Origin of the sequence: Microbacterium aoyamense (assembly GCF_023155855.1) — a bacterium.
Classification (GTDB): Bacteria; Actinomycetota; Actinomycetes; order Actinomycetales; family Microbacteriaceae; genus Microbacterium; species Microbacterium aoyamense.
In genome coordinates this window covers 83,000-98,949 of record NZ_JAKNUT010000005.1, presented here as the reverse complement: position 1 = coordinate 98,949, position 15,950 = coordinate 83,000, and the positions used below count along the sequence as shown (strand labels likewise).

14 protein-coding genes are annotated in these 15,950 nt (G+C 69.1%); 6 read left to right on the top strand and 8 right to left on the bottom strand.

Features of this window, described 5'->3' with window-relative positions; genetic code table 11:
• Nucleotides 1-48: 48 nt before the first annotated feature.
• Nucleotides 49-708, top strand: a complete 660-nt coding sequence (gene hpf, locus MA876_RS13865; RefSeq protein WP_248150465.1) for a ribosome hibernation-promoting factor, HPF/YfiA family — start codon at nt 49-51, stop codon at nt 706-708.
• Nucleotides 709-802: 94 nt separating this feature from the next.
• Here the strand turns inward: hpf and MA876_RS13860 are convergent, their stop codons facing one another.
• The gene (locus tag MA876_RS13860) at nt 803-2,152 is read right to left on the bottom strand and encodes a hypothetical protein (RefSeq protein WP_248150463.1); all 1,350 of its coding nucleotides are present in this window, start codon (nt 2,150-2,152) and stop codon (nt 803-805) included.
• Nucleotides 2,153-2,247: 95 nt separating this feature from the next.
• On the opposite strand from MA876_RS13860, the gene MA876_RS13855 reads away from it, so the two are divergent.
• Nucleotides 2,248-3,927 carry a SulP family inorganic anion transporter gene (locus tag MA876_RS13855; protein WP_248150460.1) on the top strand — a complete coding sequence of 560 codons (1,680 nt, stop codon included), beginning with the start codon at nt 2,248-2,250 and terminating at the stop codon, nt 3,925-3,927.
• Between the two features lie 15 nt (nt 3,928-3,942).
• Here the strand turns inward: MA876_RS13855 and MA876_RS13850 are convergent, their stop codons facing one another.
• The 5 genes from MA876_RS13850 to MA876_RS13830 form a co-directional block, all read right to left on the bottom strand.
• Entirely contained in the window at nt 3,943-5,673 is a 1,731-nt protein-coding gene (locus MA876_RS13850) for a DEAD/DEAH box helicase (protein WP_248150458.1), read from the bottom strand.
• 353 nt (nt 5,674-6,026) lie between these two features.
• A complete protein-coding gene (locus MA876_RS13845; RefSeq protein WP_248150455.1) occupies nt 6,027-6,623 on the bottom strand; it encodes a PadR family transcriptional regulator in 597 nt (198 codons plus the stop codon).
• Nucleotides 6,624-6,696: 73 nt separating this feature from the next.
• Nucleotides 6,697-7,902: an ABC transporter permease gene (locus MA876_RS13840; RefSeq protein WP_248150453.1), complete on the bottom strand. Its 1,206-nt coding sequence runs from the start codon at nt 7,900-7,902 to the stop codon at nt 6,697-6,699.
• Nucleotides 7,899-8,651 (bottom strand): ABC transporter ATP-binding protein, encoded by a 753-nt coding sequence (locus tag MA876_RS13835; protein WP_248150451.1) that lies wholly within the window; start codon nt 8,649-8,651, stop codon nt 7,899-7,901. The genes MA876_RS13840 and MA876_RS13835 overlap by 4 nt, the downstream gene beginning before the upstream one ends.
• The gene (locus MA876_RS13830) at nt 8,639-9,568 is read right to left on the bottom strand and encodes an efflux RND transporter periplasmic adaptor subunit (protein ID WP_248150448.1); all 930 of its coding nucleotides are present in this window, start codon (nt 9,566-9,568) and stop codon (nt 8,639-8,641) included. Before MA876_RS13830 ends, MA876_RS13835 begins: the two co-directional genes overlap by 13 nt.
• Before the next feature lie 291 nt (nt 9,569-9,859).
• Between MA876_RS13830 and secA the strand changes: the two genes are divergently transcribed.
• The 3 genes from secA to MA876_RS13815 all read left to right on the top strand — a co-directional run bounded on the left by secA (nt 9,860) and on the right by MA876_RS13815 (nt 14,432).
• A complete protein-coding gene (secA, locus tag MA876_RS13825; protein WP_248150445.1) occupies nt 9,860-12,685 on the top strand; it encodes a preprotein translocase subunit SecA in 2,826 nt (941 codons plus the stop codon).
• A gap of 126 nt (nt 12,686-12,811) precedes the next feature.
• On the top strand, nt 12,812-14,038 hold the full coding sequence (locus MA876_RS13820; protein ID WP_275563041.1) for a pyridoxal phosphate-dependent aminotransferase: 1,227 nt from the start codon (nt 12,812-12,814) through the stop codon (nt 14,036-14,038).
• Nucleotides 14,039-14,084: 46 nt separating this feature from the next.
• A complete protein-coding gene (locus MA876_RS13815; RefSeq protein ID WP_248150436.1) occupies nt 14,085-14,432 on the top strand; it encodes a hypothetical protein in 348 nt (115 codons plus the stop codon).
• A 47-nt stretch (nt 14,433-14,479) separates the two neighbouring features.
• Here MA876_RS13815 and MA876_RS13810 read toward each other — a convergent pair whose 3' ends face one another.
• On the bottom strand, nt 14,480-14,911 hold the full coding sequence (locus MA876_RS13810) for an Rv3235 family protein (protein ID WP_248151122.1): 432 nt from the start codon (nt 14,909-14,911) through the stop codon (nt 14,480-14,482).
• Between the two features lie 139 nt (nt 14,912-15,050).
• Here MA876_RS13810 and MA876_RS13805 point away from each other — a divergent pair, with 139 nt between their 5' ends.
• Complete coding sequence (locus tag MA876_RS13805) at nt 15,051-15,647, top strand: hypothetical protein (RefSeq protein ID WP_248150433.1); 597 nt, start codon at nt 15,051-15,053, stop codon at nt 15,645-15,647.
• Here the strand turns inward: MA876_RS13805 and MA876_RS13800 are convergent, their stop codons facing one another.
• Nucleotides 15,648-15,929 (bottom strand): helix-turn-helix domain-containing protein, encoded by a 282-nt coding sequence (locus MA876_RS13800; protein ID WP_248150430.1) that lies wholly within the window; start codon nt 15,927-15,929, stop codon nt 15,648-15,650.
• Nucleotides 15,930-15,950 lie beyond the last annotated feature (21 nt).

Below are 15,950 nucleotides of genomic sequence, written 5' to 3'. Positions count from 1 at the left end.
ACTGAAGGTCCGCCCTTGACCGGGTGGACCGGAACAAGGAGGTCAGGGATGGAAACCAGCATCGTCGGCGTGGGTGTGAGCGTGTCGGATCGCTTCCGCGGCGTGGTTGACGAAAAGGTCCCCCGCATCGAACAACTCGCGCCACGCGCGCAGCGGCTCGATATCAAGGTGACGCACCGCGCCTATCACAACGGTCGGGTCGAAGACGAGACCGTCGAGCTCACCCTCACCGGCAAGGGCCCCATCGTGCGGGCCGAGGCCGTCGACGGCGACAAGTTCGCCGCCCTCGACATGGCCGTCGACAAACTCGCCGAGCAGTTGCGTCGTGCCAAGGACAAGCGCATCGACGCGCGCAAGCACCCACGGGGTGCCAAGCTCGACAAAGAGAGCGGCTCGCTCCAGGGCGTCGACGTGCAGCCGGCATCCGCCGAGGTGCTCCACGCCGTCCGGACGGGTGAGATCCCGATCATCACGGGCAACGAGGACGAGGAGGACTACACGCCCGTCGTCATCCGCACGAAGGAGTTCGGTCCCGAGTGGATGACGGTCGAAGACGCCGTCGACCGCATGGAACTGGTCGGACACGACTTCTTCCTCTTCATCGACGCCCGCACGGATCACCCGAGCGTCGTCTACCGCCGCAAGGGCTGGGACTACGGTGTGATCTCGCTGACGACGCAGGCCGCACCCGAGGTCGGCGCCGCGTAGGCGGAACGACACAGGGATGCCGCGGGCCTTCGGGCTCGCGGCATCCGTCGTCTCGCACCGACTCCGAGCTCGGGGTGCCGCCGGACCGGGGGTGTCAGTCGAACATGCCGTCCAGCAGGCTGCCGATCACGAGGCCGCCGAGGATGCCGCCCATGAGGCCGTCGCCGCCACCGCCGCGACGGCCGCCGCCGTAGCCGCCGCCCCACTGGTCGGGGCCCTGCTGCGGGCGGGACTGATCGATGTCGCGCTGCGCGAGCTGCAGTGCCTCGCCCGCGAGGGTCGCCGCGCGCCGGGCCATCGCCATCGCCTGCTCGCGGTGGTCTTCGTCGATCTGCGTCGCGGCCGCTGCGGACGTGCCCAGGAACCGGTCGAGATCCAGTCGCACCCGCTCGGCCTCGGCCAGGCGGGTGCGCGCGTCGGCGCCGATCCAGCCGCGGTGGCCCGCGATGACGTCGCGCGCGACCGCGAGCTGCCGGTCGGCGTCGTCGATCGCATGGCGGACGTGTTCCAGCGGCGGGATGACGCGGGCCGCGCGCTCGCGGGCGGCGGCGATCGCGGCATCCAGCCCGGAGTTCGCCTCGCGCAGGCGCGTGAGCTGCGTGAACGGGTCGGTGTTGACGCCCGCGGCGGGGAGGGCCGACAGTGCTGCCTGCAGCTTCGTGATCGCGTCGCTGACGGCGGGGGAGTGCGGCTCCTTGAGTGCCACCGCGATGTCCTCGCGCGAGTCCTCGACGATCGCGGCGAGGGTCGATTCGGCGCGCAGCGCCTCGACCTCGAACGTCTCGACGGCGTCGAGCAGTGTCGCGGCGCGGCGCACCGACTCGGTCGCCGCCTCGAGGGCCATGTTGGCCTGCTCGCGCTGGCCTGCCTCGCGGCGGCGCTCGGCGACGCCGGCTCCGTGCTCGGCGAAGCCGAGGAGCTGCTCGGCTTCGGACGGGTTGGCGTCGACCTGCGCGAGCGCCTCGTCGGAGTAGCGCGCGGCGAGGCGCTGCACGGTCTCGCGGGCACCGGGGACGCGGGTGCGCAGGCGCTGTGCGTCGGCGCGCACGCCCTCGATGATCTCGGGCGCCCGGCGTGCCCGCGCGATGCGTGCCGACAGGGCTTCGGTGCGGTCGTCGAGCAGTTCTTCGGCCCACTCGCACAGCTGCACGATGCGGGCGTTGCGCGTGCGCAGCTCTTCCGGGGTGTCGGGGATCTCGTCGTGGTTGAGCTGGTGCAGGTGGAACGCCTCGCCGAGGTGCTGCTTGACGGCCGCGAGGGCCTCGCGGAGCTCTTTCGTCGAGTCGGGACCGAGCTCGGCCTCGGCGAAGACGAGTTCATCGCTCGTGACGCGAATCCGCTCGTCGGCTGCGACGAGAGACGTCTGTGCGCGCTTCGCGAGATCGGCGTCCTGGGCCGCCAGTTCTTCACGTTCGCGTTTGCGGTTGCCCCAGAATCCAGCCATGCCCTCGATCCTATGTCGGCTCTCACCCGGCGAGAGTGATGTGCTCCCAGGGCGAACAGCGGGACGCTGGTGCCCTCGTTCGACACGGAGGATGCATGGCTCTCCCGAAAGCACTCGTCCCGGTCTCGCTGCGCGGCTACAAGGCGGCCTGGTTCGCCCCCGACGTCCTCGCCGGCGTGACGCTGGCCGCCATCGCGATCCCCGAAGTCATGGGGTACACCTCGATCGCGCAGACGCCGGTCGTCACAGGGCTCTACACGATCCTCCTGCCACTGCTCGCCTTCGCGCTGCTCGGCTCGTCGAAGCTCCTCGTCGTCGGCGGCGACTCCGCGACGGCGGCGATCCTGGCGTCCGGTCTCATCGGTGCGGGGATCGCGGGCCTCACCCCGGGTTCCGCCGACTGGGTCGCGCTGTGCGGGCTGACCGCCATCGTGTGCGGGGTGATGCTCTTCGTCGCGCGCCTGCTGCGCCTGGGATTCATCGGCGACTTCCTCTCGGCATCCGTCCTCATCGGTTTCCTCACGGGCATCGGCATCCAGGTAGCCGCGAGTCAGATCCCGGACCTCCTGGGGGTGCCCAAGGGCTCGGGCAACTGGTTCCAGCAGCAGTGGGCGTGGATTTCATCGCTCGGCGACGTCTCGTGGCCGACGATCGCGTATGGCGCCGCGACGATCGGCATCATCGCGGGGTTCAAGATCTTCCTGCCCAGGATCCCCGGCGCGATCATCGCGGTCGTCGGCCTGCTCACCTTGTCGGCGGTGACGGATGCCTCGGCCTCGGGCGTGGCCGTCGTCGGCGCGATCCAGGGCGGACTGCCGCCGATCGGCTTCCCGACCGGGATCACGTGGGATGACATCCCCGCCGTCATGTCGACGGCGTTCGCCTGCTTCGTCATCATCATCGCCCAGAGCGCGGCGACGTCACGGAGCTTCGCCATGAAGCACGGCGATCGCGCCGACGTCAACCGCGACATCGTGGGGCTCGCCGCGGCGAACCTCGCCGCGGGGTTCAGCGGCACGTTCGTCGTCAACGGCTCGCCGACCAAGACGCAGATCCTCGACAGTCAGCGCGGGCGCACCCAGGTCGCCAACATCACAGTCGTCATCGTGACGCTCATCGTGCTGCTGTTCCTCACGGGGCTGCTGACCGACCTGCCCAAGGCGGTGCTCGGCGGAGTCGTCTTCATGATCGGCCTGGAACTCATCGACATCCGGGGCCTCGTGCGCATCGCGCGCGAGCGCTGGATCGAGTTCGTCATCGCGCTGGCGACGGCGCTCACGGTGTTCATCGTGGGTGTCGGCGCCGGTGTCGTCCTCGCACTGGCACTCTCGCTCGTCGACGTGCTGCAGCGGCAGTACAAGGCGCGCGCGTTCGTGCTCTCCGCTGCCGCGTCGGGAGGCTATGTCTACAACGACGCCGCGCCCGGGCAGCAGACGTCACCCGGGCTCGTCGTCTTCCGCTACGGCGCGGACCTCTTCTACGCCAACGCGTCGCGCTTCGTCGACCGCGTGCAGGACGTCGTGGACCACGCACCGAACCCCGTGCAGTGGCTCGTGCTGGACTGCTCGGGCATCTCGAACATCGACTACTCGGCGGGCCGGAACCTCGCGTCGCTTCTCGATTGGCTCAAGGCCCGCGGCATCCGTCTCGTCCTCGCCCGCCCGGAGCCGTCGCTGCTCACCGCGCTCGGCCATTACCGCCTGCGCGACCGCATCGCCGACGACGAGATCTACGACGACCTGGATGCCGCGGTGCAGGCCTTCCCGGTCGCCTGACCTGCGGGCCCGTGGTCAGTGGCGGGGCTTGCGGAACGGCTTCTCGTCGTCGTGGCGCGGGCGCCGACCCGTGTCGGGGCGCAGCTCGATGAGCTTGCCCGAGATGCGCGTCTCGGCGAGGCGATCGAGCGTCTGGCGGGGGAGGTCCGCGGGCAGTTCCACGAGCGAGAAGTCCGGCCGGATCTGGATCATGCCGAAGTCGTCGCGCTTGAGACCGCCCTCGTTCGCGAGCGCGCCGACGATCTGGCGCGGTTCGATGCGGTGCCGCTTGCCCACGGCGATGCGGTAGGTCGCCATGCCGGGACGAGGAGTCCGCTCCTTGCGGGGGCCGCGCTCGTCGCCGTCGCGCTCGAACCGGTTCGGCCGCTCGGGTCGGTCGCGTTCGAAGCGCGCAGGGCGTTCGGGCTCGGCCTCGAGCAGCAGAGGCGACTCGCCCTGCGCGACGACGGCGAGGGCGGCGGCGACATCCACCTCCGGCACGTCGTTGTGGCGCACGTAGTGGGCGATGATGTCGCGGAAGCGCTCGATCCGCTCCGTCTCTCCGAGAGCCGCGGTGATGCGATCGTCGAAGCGAGCGAGCCGAGTGACGTTGACCTCGTCGACGCTCGGCAGCGGCATCTCGGTGAGCTCCTGGCGGGTCGCGCGCTCGATCGCGCGGACGAGCCCGCGCTCGCGCGGCGTCACGAAGCTGATCGCGTCACCCGTGCGGCCCGCCCGACCCGTGCGGCCGATGCGGTGCACGTACGATTCGGTGTCGGTCGGGATGTCGAAGTTCACGACGTGCGAGATGCGCTCGACGTCGAGTCCGCGCGCGGCGACGTCGGTCGCGACGAGGATGTCGAGCTTGCCCGACTTGAGCTGGTTGACGGTCTTCTCGCGGACGGGCTGGGCCACGTCGCCGTTGATCGCGGCGGCGGAGTACCCGCGGGCGCGCAGCTTCTCGGCGATCTCCTCGGTCACGCTCTTGGTGCGGCCGAACACGATCATGCCGTCGAAGTTCTCGGTCTCGAGGATCCGCGTCAGGGCATCCATCTTCTGCGGGAACGACACCATCAGGTAGCGCTGCGTGATCGTCGACGAGGTCGTCGTCTTGGTTTTGACCGTGATCTCTTCGGGATCGTGCAGGTACTGCTGGGACATGCGGCGGATGGATGCCGGCATCGTCGCCGAGAAGAGGGCGACCTGCTTCGTGTCGGGGGTGTCGGCGAGGATCGTCTCGACGTCCTCGGCGAAGCCCATCTTGAGCATCTCGTCGGCTTCGTCGAGAACGAGGTACTTGAGCTCCGAGAGGTCGAGCGTGCCCTTGGCGAGATGGTCCATGATGCGGCCAGGGGTGCCGACGATGACGTGGACGCCGCGGCGGAGCGCCGAGAGCTGCACGCCATAGCCCTGACCGCCGTAGATCGGGAGCACGTGCACGCCCTTGACATGCGAAGCGTACTTCTCGAACGCCTCGCACACCTGCAGCGCGAGTTCGCGCGTCGGAGCCAGTACGAGCGCCTGCGGCGTCTTCTGCGAAACGTCGAGCCGATCGAGGATCGGCAGCGCGAACGCGGCGGTCTTGCCGGTGCCGGTCTGGGCGAGACCGACGACGTCGCGGCCCTCGAGCAGGACGGGGATCGTCGCGGCCTGGATCGCGGACGGGGTCTCGTACCCGACGTCCCGCAGCGCGGCGAGCACCTTGTCGCCGAGGCCGAGGTCGGCGAACGTGGTGGTGTCGGGCGTGGTCTCTTCGGTCTCGGTCACGCTTCAGGTTAGTGCGTGGCGCCTGGGAGGCGACAGGATGCCGGTGCCCCGGCATCCATCGCACCCGATCTCGCCGACGCGAACGTCGGAGAATGTCGCCTGCGTCGGAGGATTGCGCGCGAATCCTCCGACTTTCACGCGATTCTCCGACCGAGACGGCCGCTGATGGAGTGAGGCGCGGATCAGCGAGGATGGACGCTCGCCCAGGCGAGCTCGGTGATGTCGACGGGCTGCGTCGGCGGCAGTGCGAGCGCCGCGGGGTCGAGGGGCGGAACGATCGAGGTCATGGGGGAGTCCTCTCTGTGGGTTCACTGTGTAATGTCCGGCAGAGCCCGATTCGTCTCAGATCACGCTCACGCGATCGCGTCGCGCGCCGGGCGCCCGCGCTTCGGACGCTCGGTCGCGAGCTCGAGGGTGAGAGCGTGCTCGGGATGCAGGGCCAGCCGCTGCTCGGTGTGGTCGAGCCAGCGGACCTCGGCCTCGGCGGCGAAGATCATGGAGTCGACGACGAGCGACCAGGCGAGCTCCTCCGGTCCGTCGGGGCTGGATCCCGCGTACTTCGCGCGGTTCAGTTCCTGCAGCTGCGCGAGGGAGGCGCGGCGCTGCGTCTGGATGATCGCCGTCACATCGACACCGGGGAGGGTCGCTGCGACGGCGAGCTTGATCGCGAGCTCGTCGCGCGTCCCCTGTCCGCGCGCGACGGGTGCGGACAGCCAGTCGCGGACTTCGGCTGTTCCGGCGTCCGTGATCCGCCAGTAGACGTGGCCCTGCTCGTCGACGTCGTCCTTCTCGACCAGCCCGTCGCGCTCGAGGCGGTCGAGCGTGTTGTAGATCTGGCCGACGTTGAGGGGCCAGGTCGAACCCGTGCGTCGGTCGAACTCCGCCCGCAGCTGATAGCCGTAGCACGGCCCCTGATCGAGGATCGCGAGCAGGCTCTGACGTACCGACATGGGGCTCCTTTGTAGATACCGGGTATCTAGTTACCGAGTATATACATACCCGGCATCCACAATCCAGAACCCGTCAGAACCTCAGCGCGTCGATCACCTTCGCGCGCACCGCCACGAGTGCGGGGATGAAGCCCGCGAGCGCGCCGATCGCGACCGCCGAGACGAGACCGATGACCGCCGCGCGGAGCGGGAACGGGGGCACGTCCTGCAGCCCCTGGAACATCTGCAGCACGAACGGCGCGCGCATGATCGCGATCGCGATGGCGATGCCGACGATTCCGGCGACGGCCGTCGCGACGACGGATTCGAGCAGGACCGACGTGAAGATGCGACCGCCCGTCGCGCCGAACGACCGGCGCACACCGATCTCGCGGATGCGCTGACGCATCGCGACGAGCTGGATGTTGACCAGCCCGAGTCCGCCCAGCAGCAGCACGAGCCCCGCGATCGAGCCCGTGATGATCTCGAACAGCGCGAACGACGCCTGCATCTCGGGCCGCGACCCCCAGTCGGTGCGCATGACCCCGACCTCGACGCCGTCCAGGCCCGCGCGAAGGTCCATCGCGAGCACGGGACCGAGCTCGGCGACGAGGTCGTCGGGCACCCACATCTCCCACATGACGTACGCCTCGACGGGGAACGTGTCGACCCCGGCGGCGTAGCTGTCGAAGAGAGCCGTGACGAGCTTCTCCTCGTCGCCGAGGTACTGCCGTGGTGTCACGCCGACGACGGGATGCGTTCCCGCGAGGGCGCCGTCGAGGCGGATCGCGAAGCCGTCCAGAGCCGGCCGCCCGAAGGCATCCCACAGCGCCTCCGTCACGACCACGGGCGACGCGAGCAGTTCGCTGTCGGCATCCCGCAGCCATCGGCCCTCGAGCAGGGGAGTGCGATGGATGACGGGATGCGCCGGATCGACGAGCTTGAGCGGTGTCGCCTGCAGCTGATCGGGCGTCTGGACGCCGACCGAGAGCCCGTCGACGACCCGCGTGCGGTGCGAGAACTCGTAGCGCTCGCTCACGCGATCGACGCGCTCGTCGAACGCGATCCAGTCCATCGGGGACCCGTCGGTCGTGAACGCCGTCACCTGCACCGTCGCGAGGCGGCCGCCGTAGCGGTCGGACTGCTCGGTCTGGATCTGCCGCTGGTACTCGCCGAGGCAGACGACGGCGGCGATCGCGCCGACCGACACCGCGATGCCGATGAGGCTCAGCATGACGCGCAGCTTGTGGTGGCGCAGCTCCGACCAGGCGTCGACGAGCGCTCCGACGAAGCCGCTCATGCGCCCGCCTCCGCTTCGGCGATCGCGCCGAGCGCGGTCTCGCGGAACGCCAGATCCAGCTCGACCGGCGAGAGCACGCCGTGCTCGAGCCGGTAGTGGCGCCGGGCACGGGCCGCGACATGCACGTCGTGCGTGATCGTCACGAGCGCGGCATCCGCCTCCGACGCGATGTCATCCAGGAGCGTCATGACGGCGCCCCCGGTCTCGACGTCGAGTGCACCGGTCGGTTCGTCGGCGAGGATGAGCGCGGGCCGGCGCACGAGAGCGCGGGCGATCGCGACGCGCTGCTGCTCACCGCCCGAGAGCTGCTCCGGTGGCGACTCGATGCGGTGCGAGAGGCCGACGCGATCGAGCATCTCTGCGGCGACCCGGTTGCGCGACCAGTACTCGCGCCCCTTCGCATAGCTCAGCGGCATCGCGACGTTCTCGAGCGCCGAGCGCCCCGAGAGCAGATTGAACTGCTGGAAGACGAAGCCGACGTTGCGTCCGCGCAGCCGGTCGAGCTTCGCCGGGCCCATTCTCTGGACGAGGTCGCCGCGAAAGGACACGGAACCGGATGACGGTGCGTCGAGCATTCCGAGGATGTTGAGCAGCGTCGACTTGCCCGATCCGCTGCGCCCGACGATCGAGACGTGATCGCCGGCGGCGACGGCGAGGTCGATGCCTCTGAGGATCTCGAGACGACTGTCGTCGGGGAGCAGGACGTTCTTGGTGACGCCGTCGAGTTCGACGAGCGTCACCAGCTCCATCCCTGCTCTTCGCAGTACTCGCCGCCCATGCCGTCGTCGTAGCAGACGGGCTCGTTCGCGGCGGCGATGCCGGGCACGAACTGACGGATCATCTCGCCCTGCTCGAGACCCTCGGTCACTTCGACCATCGTGCCGTCGCTCACGCCGAGCGCGACCTCGCGCTCCTCGAGCTCGCTGCCGTCGCCCGCGTCGACCCACACGACGCCCGAGCCCGAGCCGCCCTTGACGGCCGTCGTCGGCACGATGAGGGCATCCGTCACCGTCCCGATGTCGATGCCGAGCTCGGCCTGCAGGCCTGCGAACACGACCTGATCGCCGGGGATCGCGCAGCGGACGCTCGTCGTGCCGTCTTCGGCCACCTGCACCTTGAGACCCGTGCAGGTGAACGGCGCGGGCCCGCCCTGGATGGTGACGGATGCCTCGGTCGGCGCGCCGATGAGACGGTAGAGCTGCACGGGCTCGACGGTGGACAGCACGTGGTACCTGGCCGGCGTGAGCTTCATGAGGTCGGCGCCGACGGATGTCGCCTGCCCCGCGACGACCGCGAGTTCGGAGACATCGCCCGCCTCGGGCGCGGTGATGTCGATGTTCTTGACGGGGTAGCCCTGCTTGATCGTGACGAGGACCTGGCCGGCCGCGACCGACTGGCCTTCGCCCACGTGTACGGCCGTCACGGTGCCGTCGACGGTCGACTTGATCGGGAAGGCGGCATCGCGCGCGACCGTGCCGGGGAGGGTGAGCGCGTTCACGACCTCGCCCTGCTCGACGGTGACGACCGTGTCGGAGATCTGGGCCGACGGCTCGACCACCGCTTCGGTGCTGTCGGGGAAGAAGGCGATCTTCACGAGTGCGGCGGCGATCAGCGCGAACACGACCACCATGAGGATCGGGAAGACCCAGCGGCGCCAGACGACCATGACATCCTCTCCGGCGCGGCGGCGCCGAGATCTCGGGGCGCCGGGGCGCCGGGGTGGGGCTGCTCCGATGCATACCCCGTATGTAGTTTCCGAGCATACATATATCGCGGTGACGCGCGCTCGTCCCTCTTCTGGTGTCCGGCACGCACCGGTCGTCTCACGCTCGGCCCCCGGCATCCACAGCCCACTCCAAGATCACGGACGGGTAACATGGGCAGGTATGCCTGGGCGCCATCGCGCCCGGCGGCACAGGCGCCCTTCCGGCGCCCCACCCGAAAGATGGAGACGTCCGTGGCAAACCCTCTCGAGAAACTGCTCCGTGCCGGCGAGGGCCGCATCCTCCGCCGCCTGCAGCAGGTCGTGAAGGCCGTCAACGCCCTCGAAGAGGACTACGCGCAGCTGACCGATGAGGAGCTCCGCAGCGAGACCGCCGAGCTGCGCGCCCGCCACGAGGCCGGCGAGACGCTCGACCAGCTCATGCCCGAGGCGTTCGCCGCGGTCCGCGAGGCGGCCAAGCGCACGCTCGGCCAGCGCCCCTACGACGTCCAGATCATGGGCGGCGCAGCGCTGCACCTCGGCAACATCGCCGAGATGAAGACCGGTGAGGGCAAGACCCTGACCGGTGCCTTCCCGGTGTACCTCAACGCGATCGCCGGCAAGGGCGTGCACGTCATCACGGTCAACGACTTCCTCGCGTCGTACCAGTCCGAGCTCATGGGCCGCATCTACCGGGCCCTCGGCATGACGACCGGCACGATCGTCGCGGGTCAGACCCCCGAAGTGCGTCGTGAGCAGTACAACGCCGACATCACCTACGGCACGAACAACGAGTTCGGCTTCGACTACCTGCGCGACAACATGGCGTGGCGCAAGGAGGACCTCGTTCAGCGGGGCCACTTCTACGCCATCGTCGACGAGGTCGACTCGATCCTCATCGACGAAGCGCGCACGCCGCTCATCATCTCGGGTCCGTCGTCGGGCGAGGCCAACCGCTGGTTCGTCGAGTTCGCGCGCATCGCGAAGACCCTCGAGCCGGGCGTCGACTACGAGGTCGACGAGAAGAAGCGCACGATCGGCGTGCTCGAGCCCGGCATCGAGAAGGTCGAGGACTACCTCGGCATCGACAACCTCTACGAGTCGGCGAACACGCCGCTCATCTCGTTCCTCAACAACTCGATCAAGGCGCTGGCCCTCTTCAAGCGCGACAGCGACTACGTCGTCATGAACGAAGAGGTCATGATCGTCGACGAGCACACGGGTCGCATCCTCGTCGGGCGCCGGTACAACGAGGGCATCCACCAGGCGATCGAGGCGAAAGAGGCGGTGCCGGTCAAGGCCGAGAACCAGACTCTGGCGACGGTGACGCTGCAGAACTACTTCCGCCTATACGAGAAGCTCGCGGGCATGACCGGTACCGCCGAGACCGAGGCGGCGGAGTTCATGTCGACGTACCAGCTCGGCGTCGTGCCGATCCCGACGAACAAGCCGATGATCCGCAAGGATCAGTCCGACCTCGTCTACAAGAACGAGACGGCCAAGTTCGCGCAGGTCGTCGAAGACATCGCGCGCCGCCACGAGACCGGCCAGCCGGTCCTGGTGGGCACGGTCAGCGTCGAGAAGAGCGAGTACCTCTCGCGCCTCCTCGCCAAGAAGGGCATCAAGCACGAGGTCCTCAACGCCAAGAACCACGCGCGCGAGGCCGAGATCGTCGCCCGCGCGGGCCGCTTGGGCGCCGTCACGGTCGCCACGAACATGGCCGGTCGTGGCACCGACATCATGCTCGGCGGCAACGCAGAGTTCCTCGCCGTGCAGGAGATGAAGGCGAAGGGCCTCGACCCCGTCGAGACGCCCGACGAGTACGAGGCGGCCTGGGATGACGCGTACTCCGCCACGAAGGAGGCCGTCGGCGCCGAGGCCGAGAAGGTCGTGGAGGCCGGTGGCCTGTACGTCCTCGGCACCGAGCGTCACGAGTCCCGCCGGATCGACAACCAGCTTCGCGGCCGTTCGGGCCGTCAGGGCGACCCGGGCGAGAGCCGGTTCTACCTGTCGCTCACCGATGACCTCATGCGCCTGTTCCAGTCCGGGGCCGCCGAGGCGATCCTCGCGCGCACGAACTTCCCTGACGACGTCGCGATCGAGTCCGGCATGGTCTCACGCGCCATCAAGAGTGCCCAGAGCCAGGTCGAGGCGCGCAACGCCGAGATCCGCAAGAACGTGCTCAAGTACGACGACGTGCTCAACCGCCAGCGCGAGGCGATCTACTCCGACCGCCGTCACATCCTCGAAGGGGATGACATCGCCGGCCGCGTGCAGCACTTCATCGAAGACGCCGTCAACGCCGTGATCGATGACCACACCGGCTCGGGTCACACCGAGAGCTGGGACTTCGACGCGCTGTGGACCGAGCTCAAGACGCTCTACCCGGTCAGTGTCACGATCGACGAGGTCGTCGCCGAAGCCGCCGGCCGTCGCGGCGGCATCGACGCGAACGGTCTCAAGCGCGAGATCCTCTCCGATGCGACGATCGCCTACGGCAACCGCGAGGAGTCGCTCGGCGAGCCCGCCACGCGCGAGCTCGAGCGCCGTGTCGTGCTCCAGGTGCTCGACCGCCGCTGGCGCGATCACCTCTACGAGATGGACTACCTCAAGGACGGCATCGGCCTGCGGGCCATGGCCCAGCGCGACCCGCTCATCGAGTACCAGCGCGAGGGGTACCAGATGTTCCAGTCGATGATGGGGCAGATCAAGGAGGAGTCCGTCGGCTACCTCTACAACCTCGAGGTCGAGGTCCGCAAGCAGGGCGAGGGCGAAGCGGTGACGCAGGTCGAGGCGAAGGGTCTCGGGGCCGCGCCGGTCGACGGGCAGCGTCTGCAGTACTCGGCCGCGAACGACGCGGGCGAAGTCGAAGTGCGAAACGACCGCGGTCAGGTGCAGCAGGCGGCGACCTCGCGTCTGCGCCAGGCCGCCGCCGCGGCATCGGCGGCTCCCGCCCCGGCCGCACCGGCGGCGGAGCCGGCCCGCGGGGCCTTCGGACAGCGGACGGATGCTGCGGCTCCCGCGCCGCAGCAGGCTCCCCTGAACCGTGCCCAGCGCCGCGCGCAGGAGAAGAACAAGTAGCGGCGGTCTCGTCGTCTCGTCTCGTCGCTGCGCTCCTCGCTCAGTTCGCTGAGCGAGCGCAGCGAGACGAAGCGACGAGCCACCTGCGGTCGATTGGCACCTTCCGGCCGCCGGTAGTCTGATCCGATGAGTCCCCTGCGTCCTCTCGACCAGTCGAGCAAGCTGAAGAACGTCCTGTACGAGATCCGCGGACAGGCGCTCGTCGAGGCGGACCGGCTCGAGGCCGAAGGTCACACGATCCTCAAGCTCAACACGGGGAATCCCGCCGTGTTCGGCTTCGAGGCGCCGTTCCAGATCGTGCGCGACATGATCGACTCGATCCCGCACGCGCACGGCTACAGCGACAGCCGCGGCATCATGGCCGCGCGGCGTGCGGTCGTCTACCGCTACGAGCAGGACCCGACGTTCCCGCCCTTCGGGCCCGACGACGTCTACCTCGGCAACGGGGTATCCGAACTCATCACGATGACCATGCAGGCGCTTCTCGACGAGGGCGACGAGGTCCTCATCCCCGCGCCGGACTACCCGCTGTGGACGGCCATGACGAGCCTCGGCGGCGGCACGCCGGTGCACTACGTGTGCGACGAGTCGAACGAGTGGCAGCCCGATCTCGAGGACATCCGGTCGAAGGTCACGCCGCGCACGAAGGCGATCGTCGTCATCAACCCGAACAATCCGACCGGCGCCGTCTACTCTCGCGAGGTTCTCGAGGGCATCGCCGAGATCGCGCGCGAGCACTCGCTGCTCCTGCTCGCCGACGAGATCTACGACCGCATCCTCTTCGACGACGCCGTCCACATCCCCCTGGCCTCGGTCGCTCCCGACCTGCTGTGCATCACGTTCAACGGGCTGTCCAAGACCTATCGCGTCGCGGGTTACCGCTCTGGCTGGCTCGTCATCACGGGGCCCAAACACCACGCATCGGGCTTCATCGAGGGGATCACGCTCCTGGCATCCACTCGTCTCTGCCCGAACGTCCCCGCGCAGCACGCCGTCCAGGCGGCGCTGTCGGGGGTCCAGTCGATCGACGCTCTCATCGCGCCGACGGGTCGTCTGCACGAGCAGCGGGATGCCGCGTGGGAGGGCCTCGAGGCGATCCCGGGCGTCACGTGCGTCATGCCGCGCGGAGCGCTCTACGCGTTCCCGCGCCTGGATCCCGAGGTGCACGAGATCCGCGACGACGCGAAGCTCGTGCTCGACTTCCTCGTCGCCGAACACGTCCTGCTCGTCCAGGGGACGGGGTTCAACTGGGCGACTCCGGATCACGTGCGCATCGTGACCCTCCCGGAGTCGCGGGTGCTGAGCGAGGCGATCGAGCGCTTCGGCAACTTCCTGTCGTCCTACCGCCAGTGACGTCAACCCCCTCGCGCCGTCGGGTGCTCGTGCCTATCGTCGTGGCATGGCGATCGAACTGAACAATCCCGCTCTCGCCCAGGCGCGGGCGCTCGTGAGCGACGGCAAGGTGGTGCGCGACGGTCAGGGCGACTGGACGGATGCCGCGCCGACGCCCGACGAGGAGAACTCCTTCATCGAGCGCGACGGCTGGACGGAGTATGCGCACTGGCACCTCGGGGTCGACAAGACGGCGGATCGCGAGACCAAGGAGGCGTGGTCGTTCCCCATCGGCGACTTCCGGAAAGTCCATCGTTCGGGAGTCATCGCGGCGCAGAGCCGTGCGGCGCAGTTCGGGCATGACGACATCAAGGACGCATGTCACCGACTGCTGGAGCTCATCGACGCCGAATGACGGTCGGACCGGCTGCGTCGTCGAAGCCGATCCGAACGCCGGCCTCGCTACAGGATCGCGAGCGACGTCGCGCGCCAGCGACCGTCCATGCCCTCGAGCCGGATCGCGACGGCGCGCGTGCGTGCCGGACCCTGCACGACGGCGACCGCCTCGACGACGCCGTCGGCGGGGGACTGCTGCCGAAGCGAGAGGATCGCGTGCACAGGGCGTTTCGCGGGGACGCCCCGGGCGGAGCGAGCGCGGGTCGCCAGATTGGCGCGCGTCACGAGCCGACGGAACGCGTCCTCGGTGAGCCACCGTGCGAGCTGATCGACTTCGCGCACACCCGCGAGCGCTTCGAGCACTCCGCGCGTGAGGTTGCGAACAAACGGCTCAGGATCCGGCAGCGCCGCCGCCGACGTGCGCTGCGGTGCGAAGAAGTGGTTCAGCTCGAACGGCTCACGGAAGCCGACGCTTGCGCGTGCTGAACCCGAGGGCATCGTTGCCAATGGGTGCCTATCTCGACAGGGGGGATGTCTTGTCGAGAAGTACAGCACATGAGGAACTCCCCGGAAGAATCATGCTGCCTGCTGTGGAGAACTTGTGACAGCTTCGTGATGATTCGCCTACTCTGCCCGAGTGCGCTGGGACCGATTCTTCGACGACCTCGAGGATCAGCTCGCCTCCGAGTGGGAGGCCGAGCGCGCGGCCCTGGACACCGAGGCGGAGCGGCTGCGATTGTCGCGGGTCTCACTCCGCGACCGGCTTCAGGCGCTCGCGGGGTCGGATCGTCCGGCGGCGACGTTCGAGACCGCCGACGGCTCCCGGCACGTCGCGACGGTCACGGGGGTCGGCGCCGATTGGGTGGGGCTCGCATCCGCCGAGGGTCGAGCGCGAGGCATGATCGTGCCGCTCACCTCGATCGAAGCGGTGGGCATGCCACACGCGGAGCTCTTGCACTCCGCGCGTCCGGCGCCGGCGACGTCCTCGATCGTCGAGCGGATGACGCTCGGGTTCGTCCTGCGTGATCTCGCACGCCGCCGCAGCGCCGTGGTCGTCCACCTCATGCGGGGCCGCAGCCTCGCGGGGACGATCGATCGAGCCGGCGCGGACCATCTCGACCTCGCGCTGCACGAGCCGGGCACTCCTCGCCGGGCGGACGTCGTCACGGGGCATCGGGTCGTCGCGTTCGGGGCGATCGCGTGGCTCGCGACGGATGCCGCGGCCGTCCCGTAGTCAGTCGCTGTGACGGACGGGGCCGGTGCCCCACAGCTCGGGGAAGCTCGCCTCCTGCGACTGGTTCCACAGAGCCATGCGCCGGGCGATCTCGGCGCGCGAGTCGAGGTAGTCGGCGATGCTCGCCTCATCGATGCGCCACCGTGCGGGTGCACCGACGCGCGCGCCGCGCAGCTCGCCGGCCTGCACGAGGGACATCACTTCGTCGACCGACACCGCGAGGATCTCGGCCGCCTGCGCGGGCGCGAGCATACGCACGGCGGAGGTCGGGACGTGGGGCATCCCCCCATTATCGTCGCGACC